The organism is Stenotrophomonas sp. YAU14A_MKIMI4_1, assembly GCF_003086855.1.
Lineage (GTDB): Bacteria > Pseudomonadota > Gammaproteobacteria > Xanthomonadales > Xanthomonadaceae > Stenotrophomonas.
Genome location: NZ_CP025998.1, coordinates 1,000,104 through 1,019,846, shown reverse-complemented (window position 1 = coordinate 1,019,846; position 19,743 = coordinate 1,000,104). Strand labels below are relative to the sequence as shown.

At 67.5% G+C, this 19,743-nt stretch carries 16 protein-coding genes and 6 tRNA genes; 7 read left to right on the top strand and 15 right to left on the bottom strand.

The genetic code is table 11. From position 1 onward, the window contains the following. Positions 1-59: 59 nt before the first annotated feature. From clpP to C1931_RS04520, 10 genes are all read right to left on the bottom strand, one after another. A complete protein-coding gene (gene clpP / locus C1931_RS04565; RefSeq protein WP_079220811.1) occupies positions 60-686 on the bottom strand; it encodes an ATP-dependent Clp endopeptidase proteolytic subunit ClpP in 627 nt (208 codons plus the stop codon). A 76-nt stretch (positions 687-762) separates the two neighbouring features. Then, on the bottom strand, positions 763-2,058 hold the full coding sequence (gene tig / locus C1931_RS04560) for a trigger factor (RefSeq protein ID WP_108748712.1): 1,296 nt from the start codon (positions 2,056-2,058) through the stop codon (positions 763-765). Positions 2,059-2,247: 189 nt separating this feature from the next. Then, positions 2,248-2,332 (bottom strand) — tRNA-Leu (locus C1931_RS04555). A gap of 75 nt (positions 2,333-2,407) precedes the next feature. Further along, entirely contained in the window at positions 2,408-3,742 is a 1,335-nt protein-coding gene (locus C1931_RS04550) for a chloride channel protein (RefSeq protein WP_108755526.1), read from the bottom strand. A 65-nt stretch (positions 3,743-3,807) separates the two neighbouring features. Further along, the gene (locus tag C1931_RS04545; RefSeq protein WP_159095449.1) at positions 3,808-4,137 is read right to left on the bottom strand and encodes a hypothetical protein; all 330 of its coding nucleotides are present in this window, start codon (positions 4,135-4,137) and stop codon (positions 3,808-3,810) included. 201 nt (positions 4,138-4,338) lie between these two features. Further along, positions 4,339-4,414, bottom strand: a tRNA-Lys gene (locus C1931_RS04540). A 150-nt stretch (positions 4,415-4,564) separates the two neighbouring features. Further along, positions 4,565-4,640: transfer RNA gene (locus C1931_RS04535), tRNA-Lys, on the bottom strand. 79 nt (positions 4,641-4,719) lie between these two features. After that, positions 4,720-4,796 (bottom strand) — tRNA-His (locus tag C1931_RS04530). Between the two features lie 175 nt (positions 4,797-4,971). After that, positions 4,972-5,048, bottom strand: a tRNA-Arg gene (locus C1931_RS04525). Between the two features lie 39 nt (positions 5,049-5,087). After that, positions 5,088-5,164: transfer RNA gene (locus C1931_RS04520), tRNA-Pro, on the bottom strand. A gap of 193 nt (positions 5,165-5,357) precedes the next feature. On the opposite strand from C1931_RS04520, the gene C1931_RS04515 reads away from it, so the two are divergent. After that, positions 5,358-6,116, top strand: a complete 759-nt coding sequence (locus C1931_RS04515; protein WP_108755524.1) for a Bax inhibitor-1/YccA family protein — start codon at positions 5,358-5,360, stop codon at positions 6,114-6,116. A 73-nt stretch (positions 6,117-6,189) separates the two neighbouring features. Further along, complete coding sequence (locus C1931_RS04510) at positions 6,190-6,822, top strand: flavin reductase family protein (RefSeq protein WP_108755523.1); 633 nt, start codon at positions 6,190-6,192, stop codon at positions 6,820-6,822. A gap of 3 nt (positions 6,823-6,825) precedes the next feature. Here C1931_RS04510 and C1931_RS04505 read toward each other — a convergent pair whose 3' ends face one another. The 5 genes from C1931_RS04505 to grxC form a co-directional block, all read right to left on the bottom strand. Then, complete coding sequence (locus C1931_RS04505) at positions 6,826-7,728, bottom strand: LysR family transcriptional regulator (protein ID WP_108755522.1); 903 nt, start codon at positions 7,726-7,728, stop codon at positions 6,826-6,828. Between the two features lie 52 nt (positions 7,729-7,780). After that, positions 7,781-8,524, bottom strand: coding sequence for a cysteine hydrolase (locus tag C1931_RS04500; RefSeq protein ID WP_108755521.1), 744 nt, complete (start codon positions 8,522-8,524; stop codon positions 7,781-7,783). A 200-nt stretch (positions 8,525-8,724) separates the two neighbouring features. After that, on the bottom strand, positions 8,725-9,729 hold the full coding sequence (locus C1931_RS04495; RefSeq protein ID WP_108748704.1) for an isocitrate dehydrogenase: 1,005 nt from the start codon (positions 9,727-9,729) through the stop codon (positions 8,725-8,727). 438 nt (positions 9,730-10,167) lie between these two features. After that, positions 10,168-10,560, bottom strand: coding sequence for a carboxymuconolactone decarboxylase family protein (locus C1931_RS04490; protein ID WP_108752308.1), 393 nt, complete (start codon positions 10,558-10,560; stop codon positions 10,168-10,170). Beyond that, complete coding sequence (gene grxC / locus C1931_RS04485) at positions 10,557-10,847, bottom strand: glutaredoxin 3 (protein WP_108755520.1); 291 nt, start codon at positions 10,845-10,847, stop codon at positions 10,557-10,559. Before grxC ends, C1931_RS04490 begins: the two co-directional genes overlap by 4 nt. Positions 10,848-10,980: 133 nt before the next feature. Here grxC and C1931_RS04480 point away from each other — a divergent pair, with 133 nt between their 5' ends. The 5 genes from C1931_RS04480 to ppx all read left to right on the top strand — a co-directional run bounded on the left by C1931_RS04480 (position 10,981) and on the right by ppx (position 19,676). After that, complete coding sequence (locus C1931_RS04480) at positions 10,981-12,636, top strand: M48 family metalloprotease (RefSeq protein WP_199912006.1); 1,656 nt, start codon at positions 10,981-10,983, stop codon at positions 12,634-12,636. 116 nt (positions 12,637-12,752) lie between these two features. Next, a complete protein-coding gene (gene phoB / locus C1931_RS04475; RefSeq protein ID WP_108748700.1) occupies positions 12,753-13,442 on the top strand; it encodes a phosphate regulon transcriptional regulator PhoB in 690 nt (229 codons plus the stop codon). A 104-nt stretch (positions 13,443-13,546) separates the two neighbouring features. Beyond that, positions 13,547-14,878: a phosphate regulon sensor histidine kinase PhoR gene (gene phoR, locus C1931_RS04470; RefSeq protein ID WP_108755519.1), complete on the top strand. Its 1,332-nt coding sequence runs from the start codon at positions 13,547-13,549 to the stop codon at positions 14,876-14,878. A 4-nt stretch (positions 14,879-14,882) separates the two neighbouring features. Continuing rightward, positions 14,883-16,970, top strand: a complete 2,088-nt coding sequence (gene ppk1, locus C1931_RS04465; RefSeq protein ID WP_108755518.1) for a polyphosphate kinase 1 — start codon at positions 14,883-14,885, stop codon at positions 16,968-16,970. 1,179 nt (positions 16,971-18,149) lie between these two features. Next, positions 18,150-19,676: an exopolyphosphatase gene (gene ppx / locus C1931_RS04460; protein WP_108755517.1), complete on the top strand. Its 1,527-nt coding sequence runs from the start codon at positions 18,150-18,152 to the stop codon at positions 19,674-19,676. The last annotated feature ends 67 nt before the right edge of the window (positions 19,677-19,743 follow it).

Here is a 19,743-nt window from a genome sequence, read left to right as displayed (position 1 = left end):
GACACCAGTCCCGGTCCGACCCTGCAGGAACGAGGCCTCCCTGGCCCCGTGAAGGCCGGTCAGCCGGCCTGGATCGACTCTTCCGGACGACGCTCCAGCACCTGGTCGACCAGGCCGTAGGCCACCGAGTCGACCGCGCTCTTGAAGTTGTCGCGCTCGGTGTCGCGGGCGATCGTTTCCAGCGACTGGCCGGTGTGCTTGGCCAGCACTTCGTTCAGGCGCGAACGCAGGGTCAGGATCTCGCGGGCGTGGATGTCGATATCGGTCGCCTGGCCCTGGAAGCCGCCCAGCGGCTGGTGGATCATCACGCGCGAGTTCGGCAGCGCATAACGCTTGCCGGCAGCGCCCGAGGCCAGCAGCAGCGCGCCCATCGAGGCGGCCTGGCCGACGCAGATGGTGCTGACGTCCGGCTTGATGTACTGCATGGTGTCGTAGATCGCCATACCGGCGGTGACCACGCCACCGGGCGAGTTGATGTAGATGCTGATGTCCTTTTCCGGGTTTTCCGCTTCCAGGAACAGCAGCTGCGCCACTACCACGTTGGCCATGTGATCGTCGATCGGGCCCACCAGGAAGATCAGGCGCTCCTTCAACAGGCGCGAATAGATGTCGTAGGCACGCTCGCCGCGGCTGGTCTGCTCGACCACCATGGGCACCATGTTCAGGGCTTTGGTCCGGTTGTCCATTTCGTGAGGTACCTATCTTGGGGGGAAACACCCCCGCGCCAGGGCTGGCGCGGGGATTGGGACGATCGGCCCGATCTTACTGGCGGATCGCGTCCTGGAACGACAGCTTTTCTTCGGTGTGCTGGGCGCGCTCGGCGATCCAGTCGATCACCTGCTCTTCCATCACACGGTTCTGCAGACCCGACATGAGCTGGGGGTCGTTGCGGTACATCTCAATGACCTGCTCCGGCTCTTCGTAGGTCGAGGCGATCAGGCGCATCGTTTCGTTCAGGCGCTTGGGGTCCAGGCGCAGGTCGTTGCCGCGGGCCACTTCGCCCACCACCAGGCCGACCAGCACGCGCTTGGCAGCGGCGTCCTTGAAGCCTTCATGGGCATCGGCCGGCACCTGGCCGACGTTCTGGCCGTTGCGGCGGGCCTGTTCGACCTGCTGGGCCAGCATGGCGCGGGCTTCGTTCTCGACCAGGCGCGGCGGCATTTCCACCGAGGCGTAGGCGGCGATCAGCTGCTCACCCACTTCGCGGCGCAGGCGGTTCATCAGCGCGCCCTTCAGCTCGCGCTCCAGGTTGGCGCGGATGTCGCTGCGGAACTGCTCGACGTCGCCGCCCTTCACGCCGAAGCTCTTGATGAAGGCTTCGTCCACCGCCGGCACGACCGGCTCGGACACTTCGGCCACCTTCACGGTGACCTGCACGGTCTTGCCGGCCAGCACCGGCACGCGCCAGTCAGCCGGGAAGTCCACGTCCAGGGTCTTTTCTTCACCCTTGGCCAAGCCGACCAGGCCCTTTTCGATGGTGTCGAACATCATCCCCTGGCCGAGCACGATCGAGCCCTTCTCGGTGCCCTCGGCCGGCAGGCGCTCTTCGCCGGCCTGCGACCACGTTTCCACCGCGACCAGGTCACCGTCCTGCGCGCCACGGCTGACCGGGGCCCAGGTACGACGCTGGTTCTGCAGGTTTTCGATCATCTGGTCGATGTCGGCGTCGGTGATCTCGGCCGAGTGGCGGACCACGGTCAGCTTGCTGACGTCCAGGTCGCCGAAGTCCGGCACCACTTCCACGGTGGCCACGAAGGAGAATTCGCCTTCCTCGCCCTTGTCGATACGCGGGCTGCCGACGATGCGCAGGTCGTGCTCACGCACGGCCGCGTCGAAGGTTTCGCGCAGCAGGCCGTCCAGCGCCTCGCCACGGACCTGCGCGCCGAAACGCTGCTCGATCACCTTGGCCGGCACCTTGCCCGGACGGAAGCCCTTGATGCGGGTGGTACGGGCGATTTCGCCCAGGCGGCCGTTGATGTGGCTCTGCAGACGGTCTTCCGGCAGCGAGAAGCTCAGGCGGCGTTCCAGGTTGCCGGTGGATTCGATAGAAGCTTGCATGTTGACTCCTGCCACCGGTGGCGCCCTGGCCCCCGGCTCGATGATGGATGAATCGGTTGTAAGGACACGGCGTCTGGGACGCGCCTGCATTGCCGCAGCCCTTTAGTTTCGCCCAATTCGGCGTGCACTGCCAGCGCGCGGCGGTCAAGCGGCCGCGCAGGCCCGATCAGGGCGGGGACAGGCCGGCACTGGTGCGAAAGGGGGGACTCGAACCCCCACGCCTTGCGACACTGGAACCTAAATCCAGGGCGTCTACCAATTCCGCCACTTTCGCGTGGCCGGCACAGGCGTTCATTGTCGCAGGCGGGGCTGCAAAGCGGAAGGCGTGACAAAGCTGAACACGCCTTTTTCAGGGGCCAGGCGCGGCCGCGGTGGGTGCCGGGGCCGGCATCGCCGCGGTCAGGCGTTCGGCCAGCGCACGGTAGATCGGCACGTGGCAGACCCACGACGAGGCCACCCGCGCCAGCAGCACCGCGGCCAGGATCGGCAGCAGCATGTCACTGGTATCGGTCAGTTCCAGCGAAATGACCGCCGAGGTGAGCGGCGCCTGGGTCACCCCGGTCAGGTAGGCGCACATGCCCAGCACCACCACCGCGGCCGGGTCCACGCCGGGCAGCAGCACGGCCAGGTTGTGGCCGATGCCGGCGCCCACGGCAAGCGCCGGCGAGAACAGCCCGCCGGGAATACCGGCCACATACGACACCAGGTTGGCGGCAAACTTCATCGCCCCGAAGCTGTGCCCCACCCCGCCACCGCCCTGTACCAGTTCGCGGGCCTGCTCGTAGCCGGTACCGAACGCGCCCAGCCCGAACACCAGGCCCAGCACGGCCAGGGCCAGCCCACAGGCGCCGGCGAACAGCACCGGGTGCGCACTGCGGCTGCGACCCAGCCAGCGCGGCCGGCCGTCCACGGCGGCCAGCACCAATCGGCTGAAGAACCCACCGGCCAGGCCACCCACCAGCCCACACAGCAGCACCGCCAGCCAGCCCATGCCCAACGGCAGCGTGGCGCTGACCCGGCCGAAATAGGTGTAGTTGCCGAGCAGGCCCAGCGACACCACGCCGGCCACGATGACTGCAGTCAGCAGGGTGCCGGAGAAGCGGTGTTCGAAGCGGCCGGACAGCTCTTCGATGGCGAACACCACGCCGGCCAGGGGCGTATTGAAGGCCGCGGCGATACCGGCGGCGCCACCGGCCAGCAGGAAATGGGTCGCCTGGCGTGGATCGCGGAAACCGAACGTGCGGCCGATCATGTACATCAGGCTGGCGCCGATGTGCACCGTAGGGCCTTCGCGCCCCACCGACGCACCGCCCAGCAGGGCCAGCACGGTCAGGCCCAGCTTGCCCAGTGACACCGGCAGGGACAGGTTCTGCTTGCGGAAGGCACGGTCTGGGGTATCCAGCGCGGCGATGACCTGCGGAATGCCACTGCCCCGGGTCGGCCGCAGAATGCCTTGGGTCAGCCAGGCCAGCAGGGCGAACAGCGCCGGGGTCAGCAGCAGCGGCCACCACGGCGAGGCGTCGTGCACGCGACGGAACACCGCGAACGCCCCGTCGCTAGCCTTGGCGAAGACAATCGCGGCCAGCGCCACGGCCACCGCGCCGCCCCACAGGGCCAGGCGTTCCAGCCACTGCTGGCGCGAACCCAGCCAGCGCGGGCGGGAGTGGGAGGTATCGGGATCCATGCCGGTATTTTCCCACCCCCACTGCGCAGGCACTGTGCAGGGCTTGGCCGTCCCCCTTGCCGGGGTCAGGGCGCGGGATCGACCGGCTGGGCGGGCTGGGCATCGTCGCCCGCCGCAGCCGCCTCGGCTTCGTCCAGCTGACGGATCTGCATCGCCTGCCCATCGGCCGAACGCTGCACGGCGATACCTGCGGGGGCGGACGGCTGCCCTTCGGCGGGATCCAGCGGCTGCGCGGGCTGGAATGCACTGCCCTCCGGGCGTTCGACAGTGTGCGCGGGATCGGGCGCTGCCACGGCGGCCTCCGCCTGCACCGGCGGGTCAACTGCGACACATCCCGCAGTGACGATCGCGACGATTAGTGCCACGGCGAGAGCAGGACGATTGATCGGGGCCATCAGAGCCTTCCTGGAAGATGCGCACGGCGGCGCGGAATCCTCATTGGGAAGCACTCACCAAGGGCGCGCTGGGATGCAGTGCACATCCTGCGAATCATCGCTGACGCATGTGGCACGGATGCGACCTTGAGGCGCTGCGCCCCTGTCGCGAATAGCGCAGAAAAGAAAAAAGCCACCTGGCGGACCAGGTGGCTTTCGTCTTGGTGGGCTGTCAAGGATTCGAACCTTGGACCTATTGATTAAGAGTCAACTGCTCTACCAACTGAGCTAACAGCCCGAAATCGGGGCGCGAATTATGACCCGATCCGCGAGGGCGTTGCAAGCACTTTCTTCAACAGCGTTGAAACAAGCGCTGCAACCTGCGATCCATCGCGAAGGGTTACATCTGAAGAAAAAAGCCACCTGGCGAACCAGGTGGCTTCCGTCTTGGTGGGCTGTCAAGGATTCGAACCTTGGACCTATTGATTAAGAGTCAACTGCTCTACCAACTGAGCTAACAGCCCGTGAAACTCAGACGCACATTGTAACGTGCATTCTGTTTATTGCAATACCGTGTCGGCGTTGCCGATGCGGTTGAATCAGTGGGGTGGCTGAGGGGATTCGAACCCCCGACCACCGGAATCACAATCCGGTACTCTAACCAACTGAGCTACAGCCACCACTGAAACTTTCGCTGCACCGCCGATGCTGCTGGCGTTGAAGCTTGATACGTTGCCCGGGGCCGTTACCGAAGTTCCGATCCGCCGAAGCGAGTCCGACATTCTGGTGCAGCCGCCGCGCTTTTGCAAGCACTTCTTCACATTGCACCGGCGATACCCTGGACTGTCGCGCCGATGGCGCGCCCGACAGGAATCGAACCTGTAACCGCCGGCTTAGAAGGCCGGTGCTCTATCCAGTTGAGCTACGGGCGCCCGAACCGGAACGGCGTCCAATCCGACATGGCGTGGGATTGGTCGGGGTAGAGGGATTCGAACCCCCGACATCCTGCTCCCAAAGCAGGCGCGCTACCAGACTGCGCTATACCCCGGTGATGCTTCCCCGCCAGGCACAGGCCCGGCGAGCTGGCCATTGTGGCCAAGCGTGGCGCAGCCTGTCAACGCGGCCGGCAGCCACCCGGGCGCCCCGGCGCGGCCACCACAGCAGCGTAAGCAGCCATCGGCTATGCTCGCAGCCAGCGGCCGGATGGCCGTATCGATCCCCTTTTCGCACGGAGACTTCGCATGCGCAGCGGCAACCCGGCTCTTTCCGAGTCGACCTTCCTGGACCTGGCCAGCGGCTCGGTGGTCACCCACCCCGACCAGGCCATGACCCTCAACGGCACCGTCAACAAGACCGGCATCCTGCTGCTGTTGACCGTGCTGACCGCTGCCTTTGCCTGGAACCAGACCGTGGACGACTACGGCCAGGTGATGGCCGGGGCGAAGCTGTACGCCATGGGCGGCGCGATCGGCGGCCTGTTGCTGGCACTGATCACCGTGTTCAAGAAGGAATGGTCGCCGGTGACCGCGCCGCTGTACGCATTGGTGGAAGGCCTGTTCCTGGGTGCCATTTCCGCGGTGTTCGAGCTGCGCTTCCCGGGCATCGTGTTCCAGGCCGTGCTGCTCACCTTCGGCACCCTGTTCGCCCTGCTGATGGCCTACCGCAGCGGCCTGATCAAGGCGACCGAGAACTTCAAGCTGGGCGTGGTCGCGGCCACCGGCGGCATCGCCCTGCTCTACCTGGCCTCGTTCGTGCTGGGCTTCTTCAACATCAACGTGCCGGTGATCCATGACGCCAGCTGGCTGGGCATTGCCTTCAGCCTGTTCGTGGTGGTGGTGGCCGCACTGAATCTGGTGCTGGATTTCGACTTCATCGAAAGCGGCGTGGCCCAGCGCGCGCCGAAGTACATGGAGTGGTATGGCGCATTCGGCCTGATGGTGACCCTGGTCTGGCTGTACGTCGAATTCCTGCGCCTGCTGTCGAAGATCCAGCAGCGCTGATCACAGACACGGCTGTAAACGACAAACCGCGATCCGCAAGGGTCGCGGTTTTTTTCATCTGGAACCCCACCCCATGCAGAACACCTCCCTCCCCCGCTTCCACAGCTACCGCCCGGCCGAAGGCCACGGCCTGCCGCACGATCCGTTCAACGCCATCATCGGCCCGCGCCCGATAGGCTGGATTTCCAGCTGCAACGCCGAGGGCGCGCTGAACCTGGCGCCTTACAGCTTCTTCAACGCGTTCAACTACATCCCGCCGATCATTGGCTTCTCCAGCCAGGGCCGCAAGGATTCGCTGCACAACATCGAGGCCACGGGCGAGTTCGTCTGGAACCTGGCCACGTTCGCGCTGGCCGAAGCGATGAACGAGAGCTGCCGCGCGGTGCCGCCGGAGGTGGACGAGTTCGCCCTGGCCGGGCTGACCCCACTGGCGTCCACCCAGGTGCGCCCGCCGCGCGTGGCGCAGAGCCCGGTCAGCATGGAGTGCCGTTGCACGCAGATCGTGCGCCTGCGCGATGCCGCCGGGCAGGACACCAACGGCTGGCTGGTGCTGGGCGAAGTGGTGGCCGTGCATATCGACCAGCGACTGCTGGTGGATGGCATCTATGACACCGCCGCCGGCGATCCCATCCTGCGCGGCGGCGGCCCGTCCGACTACTTCCGGGTCACTGCCGAACAACGCTTCCGCATGTTCCGCCCGGCCTGAGCATCAGCCACTGCGCCACGCCGCATAGTGCGTGGCCAGATGGTCGATCAGCGCCCGCACCTTGGGCGCCAGCGCACGTGCGTGCGGATACAGCGCGAAGTAGCAGCGCTGGCCACCATGCCAGGCCGGCAGCACGCGCACCAGGCGACCGGCACGCAGGTCCTCCTGCACGGTCAATGCGGTGAACAGGCTGATGCCCATGCCCGCCAGCACCGCCGCATACAGGGCCGGCGTGGCGTCCACGCGGAGGCGCTGGCCGGCGTCGATCGTGGCGGTGGCGGCACGCGGGCCGTGCAGGTGCCACGGCGCACTGGCAGCGGTGGGGCTGAAGCCCAGCAGCGCATGCTGCTGCAGATCCGCCACCTGCCGCGGCAAGCCATGCCGCGCCAGATACGCTGGCGCCGCCACCAGGATGCGCGGGCAACGGGCCAGCTCGCGCGCTACCAGCTGACTGTCCGGCAGCGATGGCGCAATGCGCAGGGCAAGATCGAAACCGCCGCCCACGATGTCGACCAGTTGATCGTCGGCCGACAGATCCAGCGAGACCTGCGGGTAGCGGGCGAGGAAAGCCGGCAGCCAATGCGGCAGTTCCTGGCTGGCCACCACCTGCGGCACGCTGATGCGCAGCCGCCCACTGGGCTGTGCCTGGCCGGCGCGGGCGCGATCATCGGCCGCGTCCAGGCGATCCAGCAGGCCGACCGCTTCGCCGTAGTACTCGCGGCCGGCCTCGGTGAGCGACAGGCGGCGGCTGTTACGGTCGAGCAGGCGCACCTGCAGGTGCTCTTCCAGTTGCCGCAGTTGCCGCGACATTGCCGAATGGGTGGTGCCCTGGCGCTCGGCGGCGGCGCTGAAACTGCCTGCTTCGACGATGGCGCGCAGCGCGCGCAGGGCGGCGAAGTGATCCATCGAAGACAGCTCCCGGAAGCGGAGCCCGCGATCTGCGGGCCCCGCCAGCTTATCAAGCGCCGTCGCCAGCCTTGCGCACGGGCAGTGCCAGGACCGCATCGGTGCTCAGCACCTGGCCGAAGGCATCTTCGATCTGCGCCAACGATGCCTCGTGCAGCGCGCGGTGACCGATACGCTGGCCGCCGGCCAGGTCCAGATCCCGGCTGGCAGTGGCATCGCCGGCCACGATCACGCGGTAGCCGCGCGGGGCGGCGGCGGCGTCGCGGGCAGCACCGACCACGCAGGCGTGGGTCTGCAGGCCGGTCACGATCAGGGTGTCGATGCCCGCGTCCTTCAACGTCTTGTCCAGCACGGCGGCCGAGGCACCGGCGAACACGCTCACGTTGTCCTTTTGCACCACAGTGTCGCCGGGGCGCGGCTGCAGGTCACGGTGGAAGGCGGCGTTGACGCTGCCCTGCGCGAACAGCGGTGCAGCGGCCGGCAACACGTGCTGCACATGGATGACGCGGATGCCATTGGCATCGGCGAAATCGACCACGCGCTTGGCCTGGCGCAGCGCCGCCTTGCCATCGGGAATGACCATGCGCCCGCCGCTGAAGCCCGGCGCGGCACTGGCATCGAAGTATTCGTTCTGGAAGTCGATGACCAGCAGCGCGGTCGTCGCTGCATTCAGTGCAGTGACCGAAGGCGCACCGGCCATGTGGCGGATGGTGGGATGGGAAGGCGCGGCCGCGGCGACGGGGGCGGTGACGGCGATGCCGATCAGGCTGGCCAGGCCAAACGCGGAAAGGTTCATGGGGCAGCTTCTGTGCAAGGGAAGGTCGGCACAGGATGCGCAGCCGACAGCGCACGGACCAGCCGTATTCCGGCACATGATCTGTGCGGGAAACGCACAGATTGGCGTTCCCTCATCCACGCGTGCGTGGATCCACCCGCAAACGCAACGGGGCGCCCGAAGGCGCCCCGCTGGGTATCCAACCGCGATCGACCGTCCGCTTACAGGCGGGTGGCGATGGCCTTGGCGAAGCCCATGGTGGTGCCGGTGCCGCCCAGGTCGCCGGTCAGCGAATCCTTGGCTTCCATCGTGGCGACGATGGCCTTGCGCAGGCGCTCGGCGTTTTCCGGCTGGCCGATATGGTCCAGCATCTGTGCGGCTGCCAGCAGCAGCGCGCACGGGTTGGCCTTGCCCTGGCCGGCGATGTCCGGCGCGGTGCCGTGCACGGCTTCGAAGATCGCCGCGTCCTTGCCGATGTTGGCACCCGGGGCCAGGCCCAGGCCGCCGACCAGACCGGCGCAGAGGTCGGAGATGATGTCGCCGAACAGGTTGGTGGTGACGATCACATCGAACTGTTCCGGACGCATCACCAGCTGCATGCAGCAGTTGTCGACGATCATTTCCTGGAACTCGATGTCCGGGTACTGCGCGGCCACTTCACGGGCGACGTTCAGGAACAGGCCCGAGGTCGACTTGATGATGTTGGCCTTGTGCACGGCGGTGACCTTCTTGCGGCCGACGCTGCGGGCCAGCTCGAAGGCGTAGCGCACGATGCGCTCGGAGCCCTTGCGGGTGATGCGGGTGCCCGAGAAGGCGGTCTCACCGTCAGCCGAGACTTCCTGACCTTCAGCCAGGTAGGCACCTTCGGTGTTCTCACGAACGGTGATCAGGTCGACGTTGTCGAAGCGCGACTTGGTGTTCGGGAAGGTGTGGGCCGGACGCACGTTGGCGTACAGGTCGAAATGGCGGCGCAGGCTGACGTTGATCGAGGTGAAGCCACCACCGACCGGGGTGGTCAGCGGGCTCTTCAGCGCCACCTTGTTGCGCGCGATCGATTCCAGGGTCACCGCCGGCATCAGGTCGCCGTGCTTTTCCAGGGCCACCAGGCCGGCGTCGGCGTCTTCGTACTCCAGGCCAGCGTTCAGCTGGTCCAGCACGTACAGGGTGGCGTCCATGATTTCCGGGCCGATGCCGTCGCCGCGGATGACCGTAATTTTCTGCGTCATTGATCGATGTTCCGAACAGGGGGAAGTACGCCGTCCGGACGTGCCCGGAAACGCCGGCGCAAAGGAAGTTTCACCCGCAATTATGCCTTAGCCGGGCCCGGCTACCCAAGTAGACCATGGTCCTGACCCCGGCAAAGGCACAATTGCCCGCGCATTCCTCCTCTACCCCCGCCTGTCGGCGCGCCCCTTCAACAAGAAGGGGCTCCTGGGCTGAGAGATAGCGGTAAAGGCCCCTGCGCGCGTCCGGTAGCGCCGGGCCGTGCCCGGCGGTCGGCACACCCGCTATTCGCCGGGCACGGCCCGGCGCTACCAGGAGCCGATCAGGGCTCCTGGGCGGGGGGATCTCGGGAAAGGCCCCGCGCAGCGGGGGCCAGTCGCGCCGGGCCGTGCCCGGCGGCTGTTCGTTCAGCTGCCCGCCGGGCATGGCCCGGGGAGGCTTCAGTGCTCGTGTGCTTCAGGGGCGGCGGCGCCGCCTTCCAGCTGGTCGAGGAAATCGACGGCGCGGCGCAAGTGCGGAATGACGATCGAACCGCCCACCACCAGGCCCACCGAGAAGGTCTCGAAGAACTCTTCGCGGGTGACCCCGGCGTCCTTGCACTGGGCCACGTGATAGCTGATGCAGTCATCGCAGCGCAGCACCATCGAGGCCACCAGGCCCAGCAGTTCCTTGGTCTTCACATCCAGCGCGCCGGCCTGGTAGGTCTGCGTATCCAGCGCGAAGAAGCGGCGCACGACCTGGTTGGGCTCACCCAGGATGCGCTCGTTCATGCGCTTGCGGAACGCGGTGAACTCGGCGATGCGGTCCTTGCTGCCCTCGTCGGCGGCGCTCATGCCTGGCCCTGCCCGGCCAGCAGCGGCTCAAGCTTGCCTTCACGGTGCAGGGCCATCATGTCGTCATAGCCTCCCACGTGGACGTCACCCACGAAGATCTGCGGCACGCTGGTACGGCGGGTCAGGGCCATCATCTTCTCGCGCTCGGCCGGGTCCAGATCAATGCGGACCTCGGTCCACTGCTGGCCCTTGCTCTTGAGGAAGTTCTTGGCGGCCACGCAGTACGGGCAGACGGCGGTGGAATAGATGGTGATGGCGGGGCTGGCGCCGGTGGGCTGGGCTGTCACGGGAAACTCCACGATGGATCGACGGTCTGTATATGGTACCGGTGCGCTGGAATTTCCACGCCACCACCGCAACACTGTGGATTAACGAAGGGTTGCCCCCTGCCCTGCCACGCTGTGCCCGCCCTGCCCGAGGATGTCCCGCTTGCGAGCCCTGCTGCTGACAACCGCCGTTACCCTGGCCCTGGCCATGCCGCTGGCGCGCGCCCAGGAAAAGCTGCCCGACATCGGCTCGTCGGCCGGCGAGCTGCTGACCCCGGCCCGCCAGGCCGAGTACGGCGCCATGATGCTGCGCGAGCTGCGCAACTACGGTTACCTGCTGGACGACCCGCTGGTGAACGACTGGCTGCAGACCATGGGCACCCGGCTGGGCTCCAACAGCGACCAGCCCCGCCAGTCCTACACCTTCTTCATGATGAAGGACCGGCAGATCAATGCCTTCGCCACCCTGGGCGGCTATATCGGGGTCAATGCAGGCCTGGTGCTGACCGCCGAGCGCGAAGATGAAGTGGCTGCGGTGCTGTCCCATGAAATCGCCCACGTGACCCAGCAGCACGTGCTGCGCGGGGTTGAACGGGCCCAGCGCGACCAGATTCCGATCCTGCTGGGCATGCTGGCGGCGGTGGTGGCCGCCCAGGCCAGCGGCGGCAATTCGTCCGGCGACGCCACCATGGCCGCGATCAGTTCCGGCATGGGGCTGATGCAGCAGCGGCAGATCAACTACACCCGCTCCAACGAATCCGAAGCCGACCGCCTGGGCATCCGCACCCTGTCGCGCAGCGGCTACGACGTGGACGCGATGGCCGGCTTCTTCGAACGCATGTCCGCGGCGATGCGCGGCAACGACGGCGGCTACAGCATTCCCGATTTCCTGCGCACCCACCCGGTCAACACCACGCGCATCAGCGAAGCCAAGGCGCGCGCCGAGCAGATGAAGAAGGACACGGTGGTGCTGACCACCACCACCCCGGGCGGTGAGCGCAAGGAGCGGGTGAATCCTGCCGACCCCAGCCTGTCCGAGCCGCTGTTGCGCGGCAACAACCCGCTGCTGCCCGGCAGCGTGCTGCGCCTGCCGATCGGCCAGCTCAACCGCGGCCCCAGCGGCGATTTCGACTGGGCCCGCGAGCGCCTGCGCGTGCTCAGTGGCGACAACAGTGGCGAGGTGGACCGTGAGTACGCCGATCTGGCCAAGCGGCAGAAGAACGGGCTGACCGATGCGCAGCGCTACGGCCAGGCCCTGGCCGGCATGCGCGGCAGCCGCAGCGGTGCGCTGCAGTCGCGCCAGGCGCTGGCCGCCCTGGCCCAGACCCACCCCGACAACCTGTGGCTGGCACTGGCCCTGGCCGAAGCCGAATCGCGCTCGGGCCAGCCCGCCCAGGCCAACGCGCGCTTCGAACAGCTGCTGCGCCAGCACCCCAACAGCCGGCCGGTGGCGCTGACCTATGCCGAGATCCTGAACGAACAGGGCGGGCGCGAGGCCGGCCAGCGCGCCCAGGCCATGCTGCGCCCGCTGCTGTCGCAAAGTGGTAACGATCCGGTCTTCCAGCAGCGTTACGCCCGTGCCAGCGAACTGGCCGGGGACAGCGTGCGCGCCAGCGAAGCCTATGCCGAAGCCGCCTTCCTGGGGGGCCGCCCGGAACAGGCGCTGATGCAGCTGCAGGCGCTGAAGCGCAATCCGGAGCTGGACTACGTGGGCCGCGCGCGCGTGGATGCGCGCATCGAGGCGATCACCCCCACCGTGCTGGAGCTGCGCCGCCAGGGCGTGCAGGACCCGGAGCTGGACCGCCGCTGAGGCGCGGATGACCGGAGTGTGGCAGCGGGAGATTTATCCGGCCGGGTCGTCACAAACATGTCATCAAACCGTAGTCTACTGGCACCACTCCAGTAACCGAGCCCTACGGTGTCCTCGTGCAGAAACGCATCCTGATCGTCGACGACGAGCCCGCGATCCGAGAAATGGTCGCCTTCGCCCTGCGCAAGGGCGATTACGAGCCGGTCCACGCGGGCGATGCCCGTGAAGCCCAGACCGCCATCGCCGACCGCGTGCCGGACCTGATCCTGCTGGACTGGATGCTGCCGGGCACCAGCGGCCTGGACCTGGCCCGTCGCTGGCGCAAGGAAACGCTGACCCGCGAAGTGCCGATCATCATGCTGACCGCACGCGGCGAAGAGAACGATCGCGTGGGTGGCCTGGAAGCCGGCGTGGACGACTACGTGGTCAAGCCGTTCTCCGCGCGCGAACTGCTGGCGCGCATCCGCGCGGTCATGCGCCGCGCCCGCGATGACGACGAGGACGGCAGCGTGTCGGTCGGTCCGATCCGCATCGACGGCGCCGCCCACCGCGTGTTCGCCAACGACCAGCCGGTGCCGATCGGCCCGACCGAATACCGACTGCTGCACTTCTTCATGACCCACCCCGAACGCGTGTATACCCGCGCGCAGCTGCTGGACCATGTGTGGGGCGGCAGCGTGTACGTGGAAGAGCGCACCATCGACGTGCACATCCGCCGCCTGCGCAAGACGCTGGAACCGTTCAATGCCGAGAACATGGTGCAGACCGTGCGCGGCGCCGGTTACCGCTTCTCCACCGCGACCTGAGCCTCGTCGTGCCGGCACCGCGCACCTGCCGGTGCCGGTGTCGGCAACTCTGCTATAACCCTCGGTTCACCGCGTGAACCGCCGCCTCCAACGACGAGACCGCAATGCCCCGCCACATCCGCTCCGCCTGGTTGAAGACGCTGGCCTCCGTGGCAGCGGTATTGGTGCTGGCCGGCGTGGTCGGGTGGTTCAGTGGGCAGCTGTGGCTGTGCATCGCGCTGGCCGCCCTGGCCACGCTGGCCTGGCACTACTGGCGCCTGCGCAGCGTGCTGCGCCGGCTGACCGCGCGCCAGCGCTGGGAAACCGCCGAGGAAGGTTCCGGCGTGTGGAACGAGCTGGACCGCCTGCTGTACCGCAACCAGGTGGAAATGCGCGTGCGCAAGCGCCGCCTGCTGGACATGCTGCGCAGCTACCGTGCCGCCGCTGCCGCCCTGCCCGATGCGGTGGTGGTGCTGGACCGCAACAGCCAGCGCGTGCAGTGGTTCAACGAAGCGGCCACTGCCCTGCTCGGCCTGCACCACCCCGGCGATCTGGGCGAAGCGCTGGTGGACCGCCTGCAACCGATGCCGCTGGCCCACTGGCTGGCCGGCGGGCGCAATGCCGAACCGATCCTGGACGTGCCCTCGCCGGTCGACCCGGCCATCCGCCTGAACCTGCGGCTGATCCCCTATTCGCAGGACTATTGGCTGCTGATCGCGCGTGATGTCAGCAAGCTGCTGCGACTGGAACAGGTGCGTCGCGATTTCGTGGCCAACGTGTCGCACGAACTGCGCACGCCGCTGACCGTGGTGCATGGCTACCTGGACATGATGGACCCGGAGGATTTCCCGGGCACCGGCCCGATGCTGGAAGAAATGCGCAAACAGAGCCAGCGCATGGCCCAGCTGGTGGAAGACCTGCTGACTCTGTCGCGGCTGGAATCGCAGGAACACAGCGAGGAAGAGACCGTGGCCATGCAGCCGATGCTGGCCACCCTGCGCCGCGAAGCGGAGGCACACAGCCAGGGCCGCCACCAGATCAACGTGGACGACCTGGCCGGGGTGGACCTGCAGGGCTCGACCAAGGAGCTGCACAGCGCCTTCTCCAACCTGGTGACCAACGCCGTGCGCTACACCCCGGCCGGCGGCCGCATCGACGTGCAGTTCCGCCGCGAAGGCGACGGCGTGGTGCTGGCCGTGCGCGATACCGGTTACGGCATTCCGGCCAGCCACCTGCCGCGCCTGACCGAACGGTTCTACCGGGTGTCCAGCAGCCGCTCGCGCGAGAGCGGCGGCACCGGCCTGGGCCTGTCCATCGTCAAGCACATCCTCGGCCTGCACCACGCCCGGCTGGAAATCGACAGCGAAGTCGGCAAGGGCTCGGTGTTTGCCTGCCATTTCGATGCCGACCACGTACGAACGCGCGACACCGCCCCCCTGACTTCCATCGAAGAATGACGCCATGAGCAGCCTCGGATCCCTCCCCCTCCCCGTGAGCCCGGACAGCGATCCGTTGCGTGACCCGGCGCTGTACATCAACCGCGAGCTGTCGCAGCTGGATTTCAACTTCCGCGTGCTGGCCCAGGCCATGGACGCGCAGGTGCCGCTGCTGGAGCGCCTGCGCTTCATGTGCATTTCCTGCACCAACCTGGATGAATTCTTCGAGATCCGTGCCGCGGCCGTGCGCCACGCGCAGGAATTCGGCCTGCCGCCGGCCCCCGATGGCATGAGCCCGCAGACCATCCTCAATGCCATCCACGACCGGGCCGCGGAACTGGTGGACCAGCAGTACCGCTGCTGGAACGAGACCCTGCGCCCGGCGCTGATGGAGGCCGGCATCGGCGTGCTCGGCCGACATTCGTGGACCCACCGCCAGAAGCGATGGCTGCGCGCGTACTTCCGCAACGAGATCATGCCGGTGCTGTCGCCGCTGGGCCTGGACCCGGTGCATCCGTTCCCGAAGATCCTCAACAAGTCGCTGAACATCGTGGTGGTGCTGAAGGGCACCGATGCGTTCGGCCGCGCCGGCCACCTGGCGATCGTGCGCGCGCCGCGCTCGCTGCCGCGCATCATCCAGCTGCCGGAAAAGCTGGGGGGCCCGCAGAACTTCGTGTTCCTGTCCTCGGTCCTGTCCACGTTCGTGGATGAACTGTTCCCGGGCATGGAAGTCCAGGGTGCCTACCAGTTCCGCGTCACCCGCAATTCGGAACTGGTGGTGGACGAGGAAGAAGTGGAGAACCTGGCGCTGGCCCTGCGCGACGAGCTGGTGGACCGCGGCTATCGGCCGGCGGTGCGGCTGGAGATCGCCCATGACATGCCGCGCGAGATCGTGCGCACCCTGTTGCAGAACTTCGGCCTGACCGAGAACGCGGTGTACCGCATCGACGGCCCGGTGAACCTCAACCGCATCATCCAGCTGTACGACCTGATCGCGCAGCCGGACCTGAAGTACCCGCCGATGACCCCGCGCACGCTGCGCGACAGCGACGGCATCTTCGACACCGTGGCCCGCCAGGACCTGCTGCTGCACCACCCGTTCGACGCGTTCAGCGCGGTACTGGACCTGATCAAGCAGGCCGCGACCGACCCGAACGTGCTGGCGATCAAGCAGACCCTGTACCGCACCGGCAAGGACTCGCAGATCGTGGAGGCGCTGATCCAGGCCGCCCGCAACGGCAAGGACGTGACCGTGGTGGTGGAACTGCGCGCGCGCTTCGACGAAGAGGCCAACCTGGGCCTGGCCGACCGCCTGCAGGAAGCCGGCGTGCAGGTGGTGTACGGCGTGGTGGGCTACAAGACCCACGCCAAGATGCTGCTGATTGTGCGCCGCGAGGGCCGCAAGCTGCGCCGCTACGTACACCTGGGCACCGGCAACTACCACAGCGGCACCGCCCGCGCGTACACCGACATCAGCCTGATCACCGCCGACGCGGATATCGGCAACGATGTGCACCTGCTGTTCCAGCAGCTGTCGGGGCTGGCGTCGAAGATGAAGCTCAAGCGCCTGCTGCAGTCGCCCTTCACCCTGCACACCGGCATCCTGGCCAGGATCGAGCGCGAAACCCGCGTCGCCGCCGCCGGTCGCCCGGCGCGCATCATCGCCAAGATGAACGCACTGAACGAACCGCAGGTGGTGCGCGCGCTGTACGCCGCCTCGCAGGCCGGGGTGCAGATCGACCTGATCATCCGCGGCGCCTGCACCCTGCGCCCGGGCGTGCCGGGGGTATCGGACAACATACGCGTGCGCTCCATCGTCGGACGTTTCCTGGAACACAGCCGGGTGTACTGGTTCGGCAATGACGGCGCGCCGGAAATGTACTGCGCCAGCGCCGACTGGCTGGAACGCAACCTGCTGCGCCGGGTCGAAACCGGCTTCCCGATACTGGACCCGGAACTGGCCAAGCGGGTCTACCGCGAAGTGCTGCAGAACTACCTGGACGACAACCTCAACGCGTGGGAGCTGGACGCCGAAGGCGTGTACCACAAGCGTGCCCCGGCCCACGACGAAGCGCCGCATTCGGCGCAGATGGCGTTGATGCAGGGGCTGTGATGCGGTAGGTGCCGACCTTGGTCGGCACGTTGGGATTCATCCACGCATGGCGTGGATCTACCGTGTCGACCCAGGTCGACACCTACCCACAGCAGCACAGGACGGCATTCCCCCAGAACACCGGGGTCAGAGCCCGTTGCGCAGCAACGGGATCCGACCCCGTGCCGTCCGGACAGCCGGTAGGTGCCGACCTTGGTTGGCACGTTGGGGCCCATCCACGCATGGCGTGGATCTACCGTGTCGACCCAGGTCGACACCTACCCACAGCAGCACAGAACGGCATCCCCCTAGAACACCGGGGTCAGAGCCCGTTGCGCAGCAACGGGATCCGACCCCGTGCCGTCCGGACAGCCGGTAGGTGCCGACCTTGGTCGGCACGTTGGGGCCCATCCACGCATGGCGTGGATCTACCGTGTCGACCAAGGTCGACACCTACCAACAGCAGCACAGGTCGGCGTCGCCATAACACCGGGGTCAGAGCCCGTTGCGCAGCAACGGGATCCGACCCCATCCCGTCCGGACAGCCGGTAGGTGCCGACCTTGGTCGGCACGTTGGGATTCATCCACGCGTGGCGTGGATCTACCGTGTCGACCAAGGTCGACACCTACCCACAGCAGCACAGGACGGCGTCGCCATAACACCGGGATCCGACCCCGTGCCGTCCGGACAGCCGGTAGGTGCCGACCTTGGTCGGCACGTTGGGGCTCATCCACGCATGGCGTGGATCTACCGTGTCGACCCAGGTCGACACCTACCCACAGCAGCACAGGACGGCGTCGCCATAACACCGGGGTCAGAGCCCGTTGCGCAGCAACGGGATCCGACCCCATCCCATCAGGTGGCAGCGAACTGTCGAAGGCGGGGTGGGTCCGGTTGCGGGGGTGTCCGCGGCATGGGCCCGAGGCGCGCCTCGGGCGGGTTGGGCAGGACGCCCAACCCCGGTCTTGCCGTGTGCGCAGGAAAGCGCACACGAGCAAGCCGCGGCCAAGCCTACAAGGACGTACTTGCGGCGTCCCCCGCAACCGGACCCACCCCGCCATCCCACAGACAGCCCGCCTTTGACGTTGACGTTGACGTTGCGTTGAGCAGGTGCAGGGCGCAGCCCTGCCACACGCCCCCTACAAAATGTGAAGGCCGCGCGGTGACGAGCACACCGCCCCTTCGGCTAACATTCGCCCATGCCGCATACCACCACGACTCCGCCCGCATTGCAGGATGGCGACCTGCTGGCCGCCATCGACCTTGGCTCCAACAGCTTCCACATGGTCATCGCGCGCTACACGCTCGGCCAGCTGCGGGTGATCGACCGCCTGCGTGAAACCGTGCGCATGGCCGATGGCCTGGATGGCAAGGGCGGCCTGTCCGCCGCCGCACGCCAGCGCGCGCTGGAATGCCTGGCCCGCTTCGGCCAGCGCATCCGTAACGTGCCCCCGCACCGGGTGCGCGCCCTGGCCACCAACACCGTGCGCCAGCTGCGCTCGCCGCAGGCCTTCCTGATGCCGGCCGAAACCGCGCTGGGGCATGCCATTGAAGTGGTGAGCGGGCGCGAAGAAGCGCGCCTGATCTACCTGGGCGTGGCCCACGCACAGCCGCCCAAGGCCGACCAGCGCCGCCTGGTGATCGACATCGGCGGCGGCTCCACCGAATTCATCATCGGCCAGGGCATGCAGACCTTGGAACGCGAGAGCCTGCAGGCCGGCTGCATCGCCAGCACCCGCCGCTTCTTCCCCGGCGGCAAGCTCAGCCGCAAGCGCTGGAAGGATGCGCTGGCCGAGATCGGCCGCGAGTTCCAGCCCTTCGCCAGCAAGTACCGCGTGCTGGGCTGGCACGAGGCGCTGGGCTCGTCGGGCACGCACAAGGCGATCAGCGAGATCTGCGCCAGCATGAAGCTGAGCAAGGGCGCGATCACCGCCGAAGCCCTGCCGCAGCTGCGCGACGAGCTGCTGAAGGCCAAGAAGATCGACGACATCGAATTGCCCGGCCTGTCCAGCGACCGCCGGCCGATCATCGCCGGCGGCATCCTGGTGCTGGAAGCGGCCTTCCAAGCGCTAGGCCTGCAGAAGCTGCTGGTCAGCAAGGCGGCCATGCGCGAGGGCATCCTGTACGACATCCTGGGCCGCGCCGGCGAGAACGATCCGCGCGACGAATCGGTGGCCGCGCTCACCCAGCGCTACGGCATCGATACCGCCCAGGCCGACCGCGTGCAGGAGACCGCGCTGGGCCTGCTGGAGCAGGTGCAGGAACGCTGGAAGCTGGATGCCGACGATGCGCGCATGCTGGGCTGGGCCGCGCGCCTGCACGAGCTGGGCCTGATGATCGCCCACAGCGGCTACCACGTGCATGGCAGCTACGTGCTGGAGAACTCCGACATTGCTGGCTTCTCGCGGCAGGAACAGCAGATGCTGGCCGCCCTGGTGCGCAGCCACCGGCGCAGCGTCGGCAAGTCCGCCTTCGATGCCCTGCCCGAGCGCCTGCTGCTGACCGCACGGCGCCTGACCGCGCTGCTGCGCCTGGCCGTGCTGCTGAACCGCGCCCACGAAGACGTGCCGCCGCCGGCGCTGGAACTGACCGCCGACGACAGCCGGCTGTCGCTGATCGTGCCGCAGGCGTTCATTGATGCACGCCCGCTGCTGCGCGCCGACTTGATCGGCGAGACCGAAGGCCTGGCTGGCCTGGGCCTGCAGTTCCGCCCGTTCGTGGTCTGAGCGCCGCCCCGACGGACAGCCCTGCCCCTGCCGCAGCACCCCGACAACGGCCCCTCAGCGGGCCGTT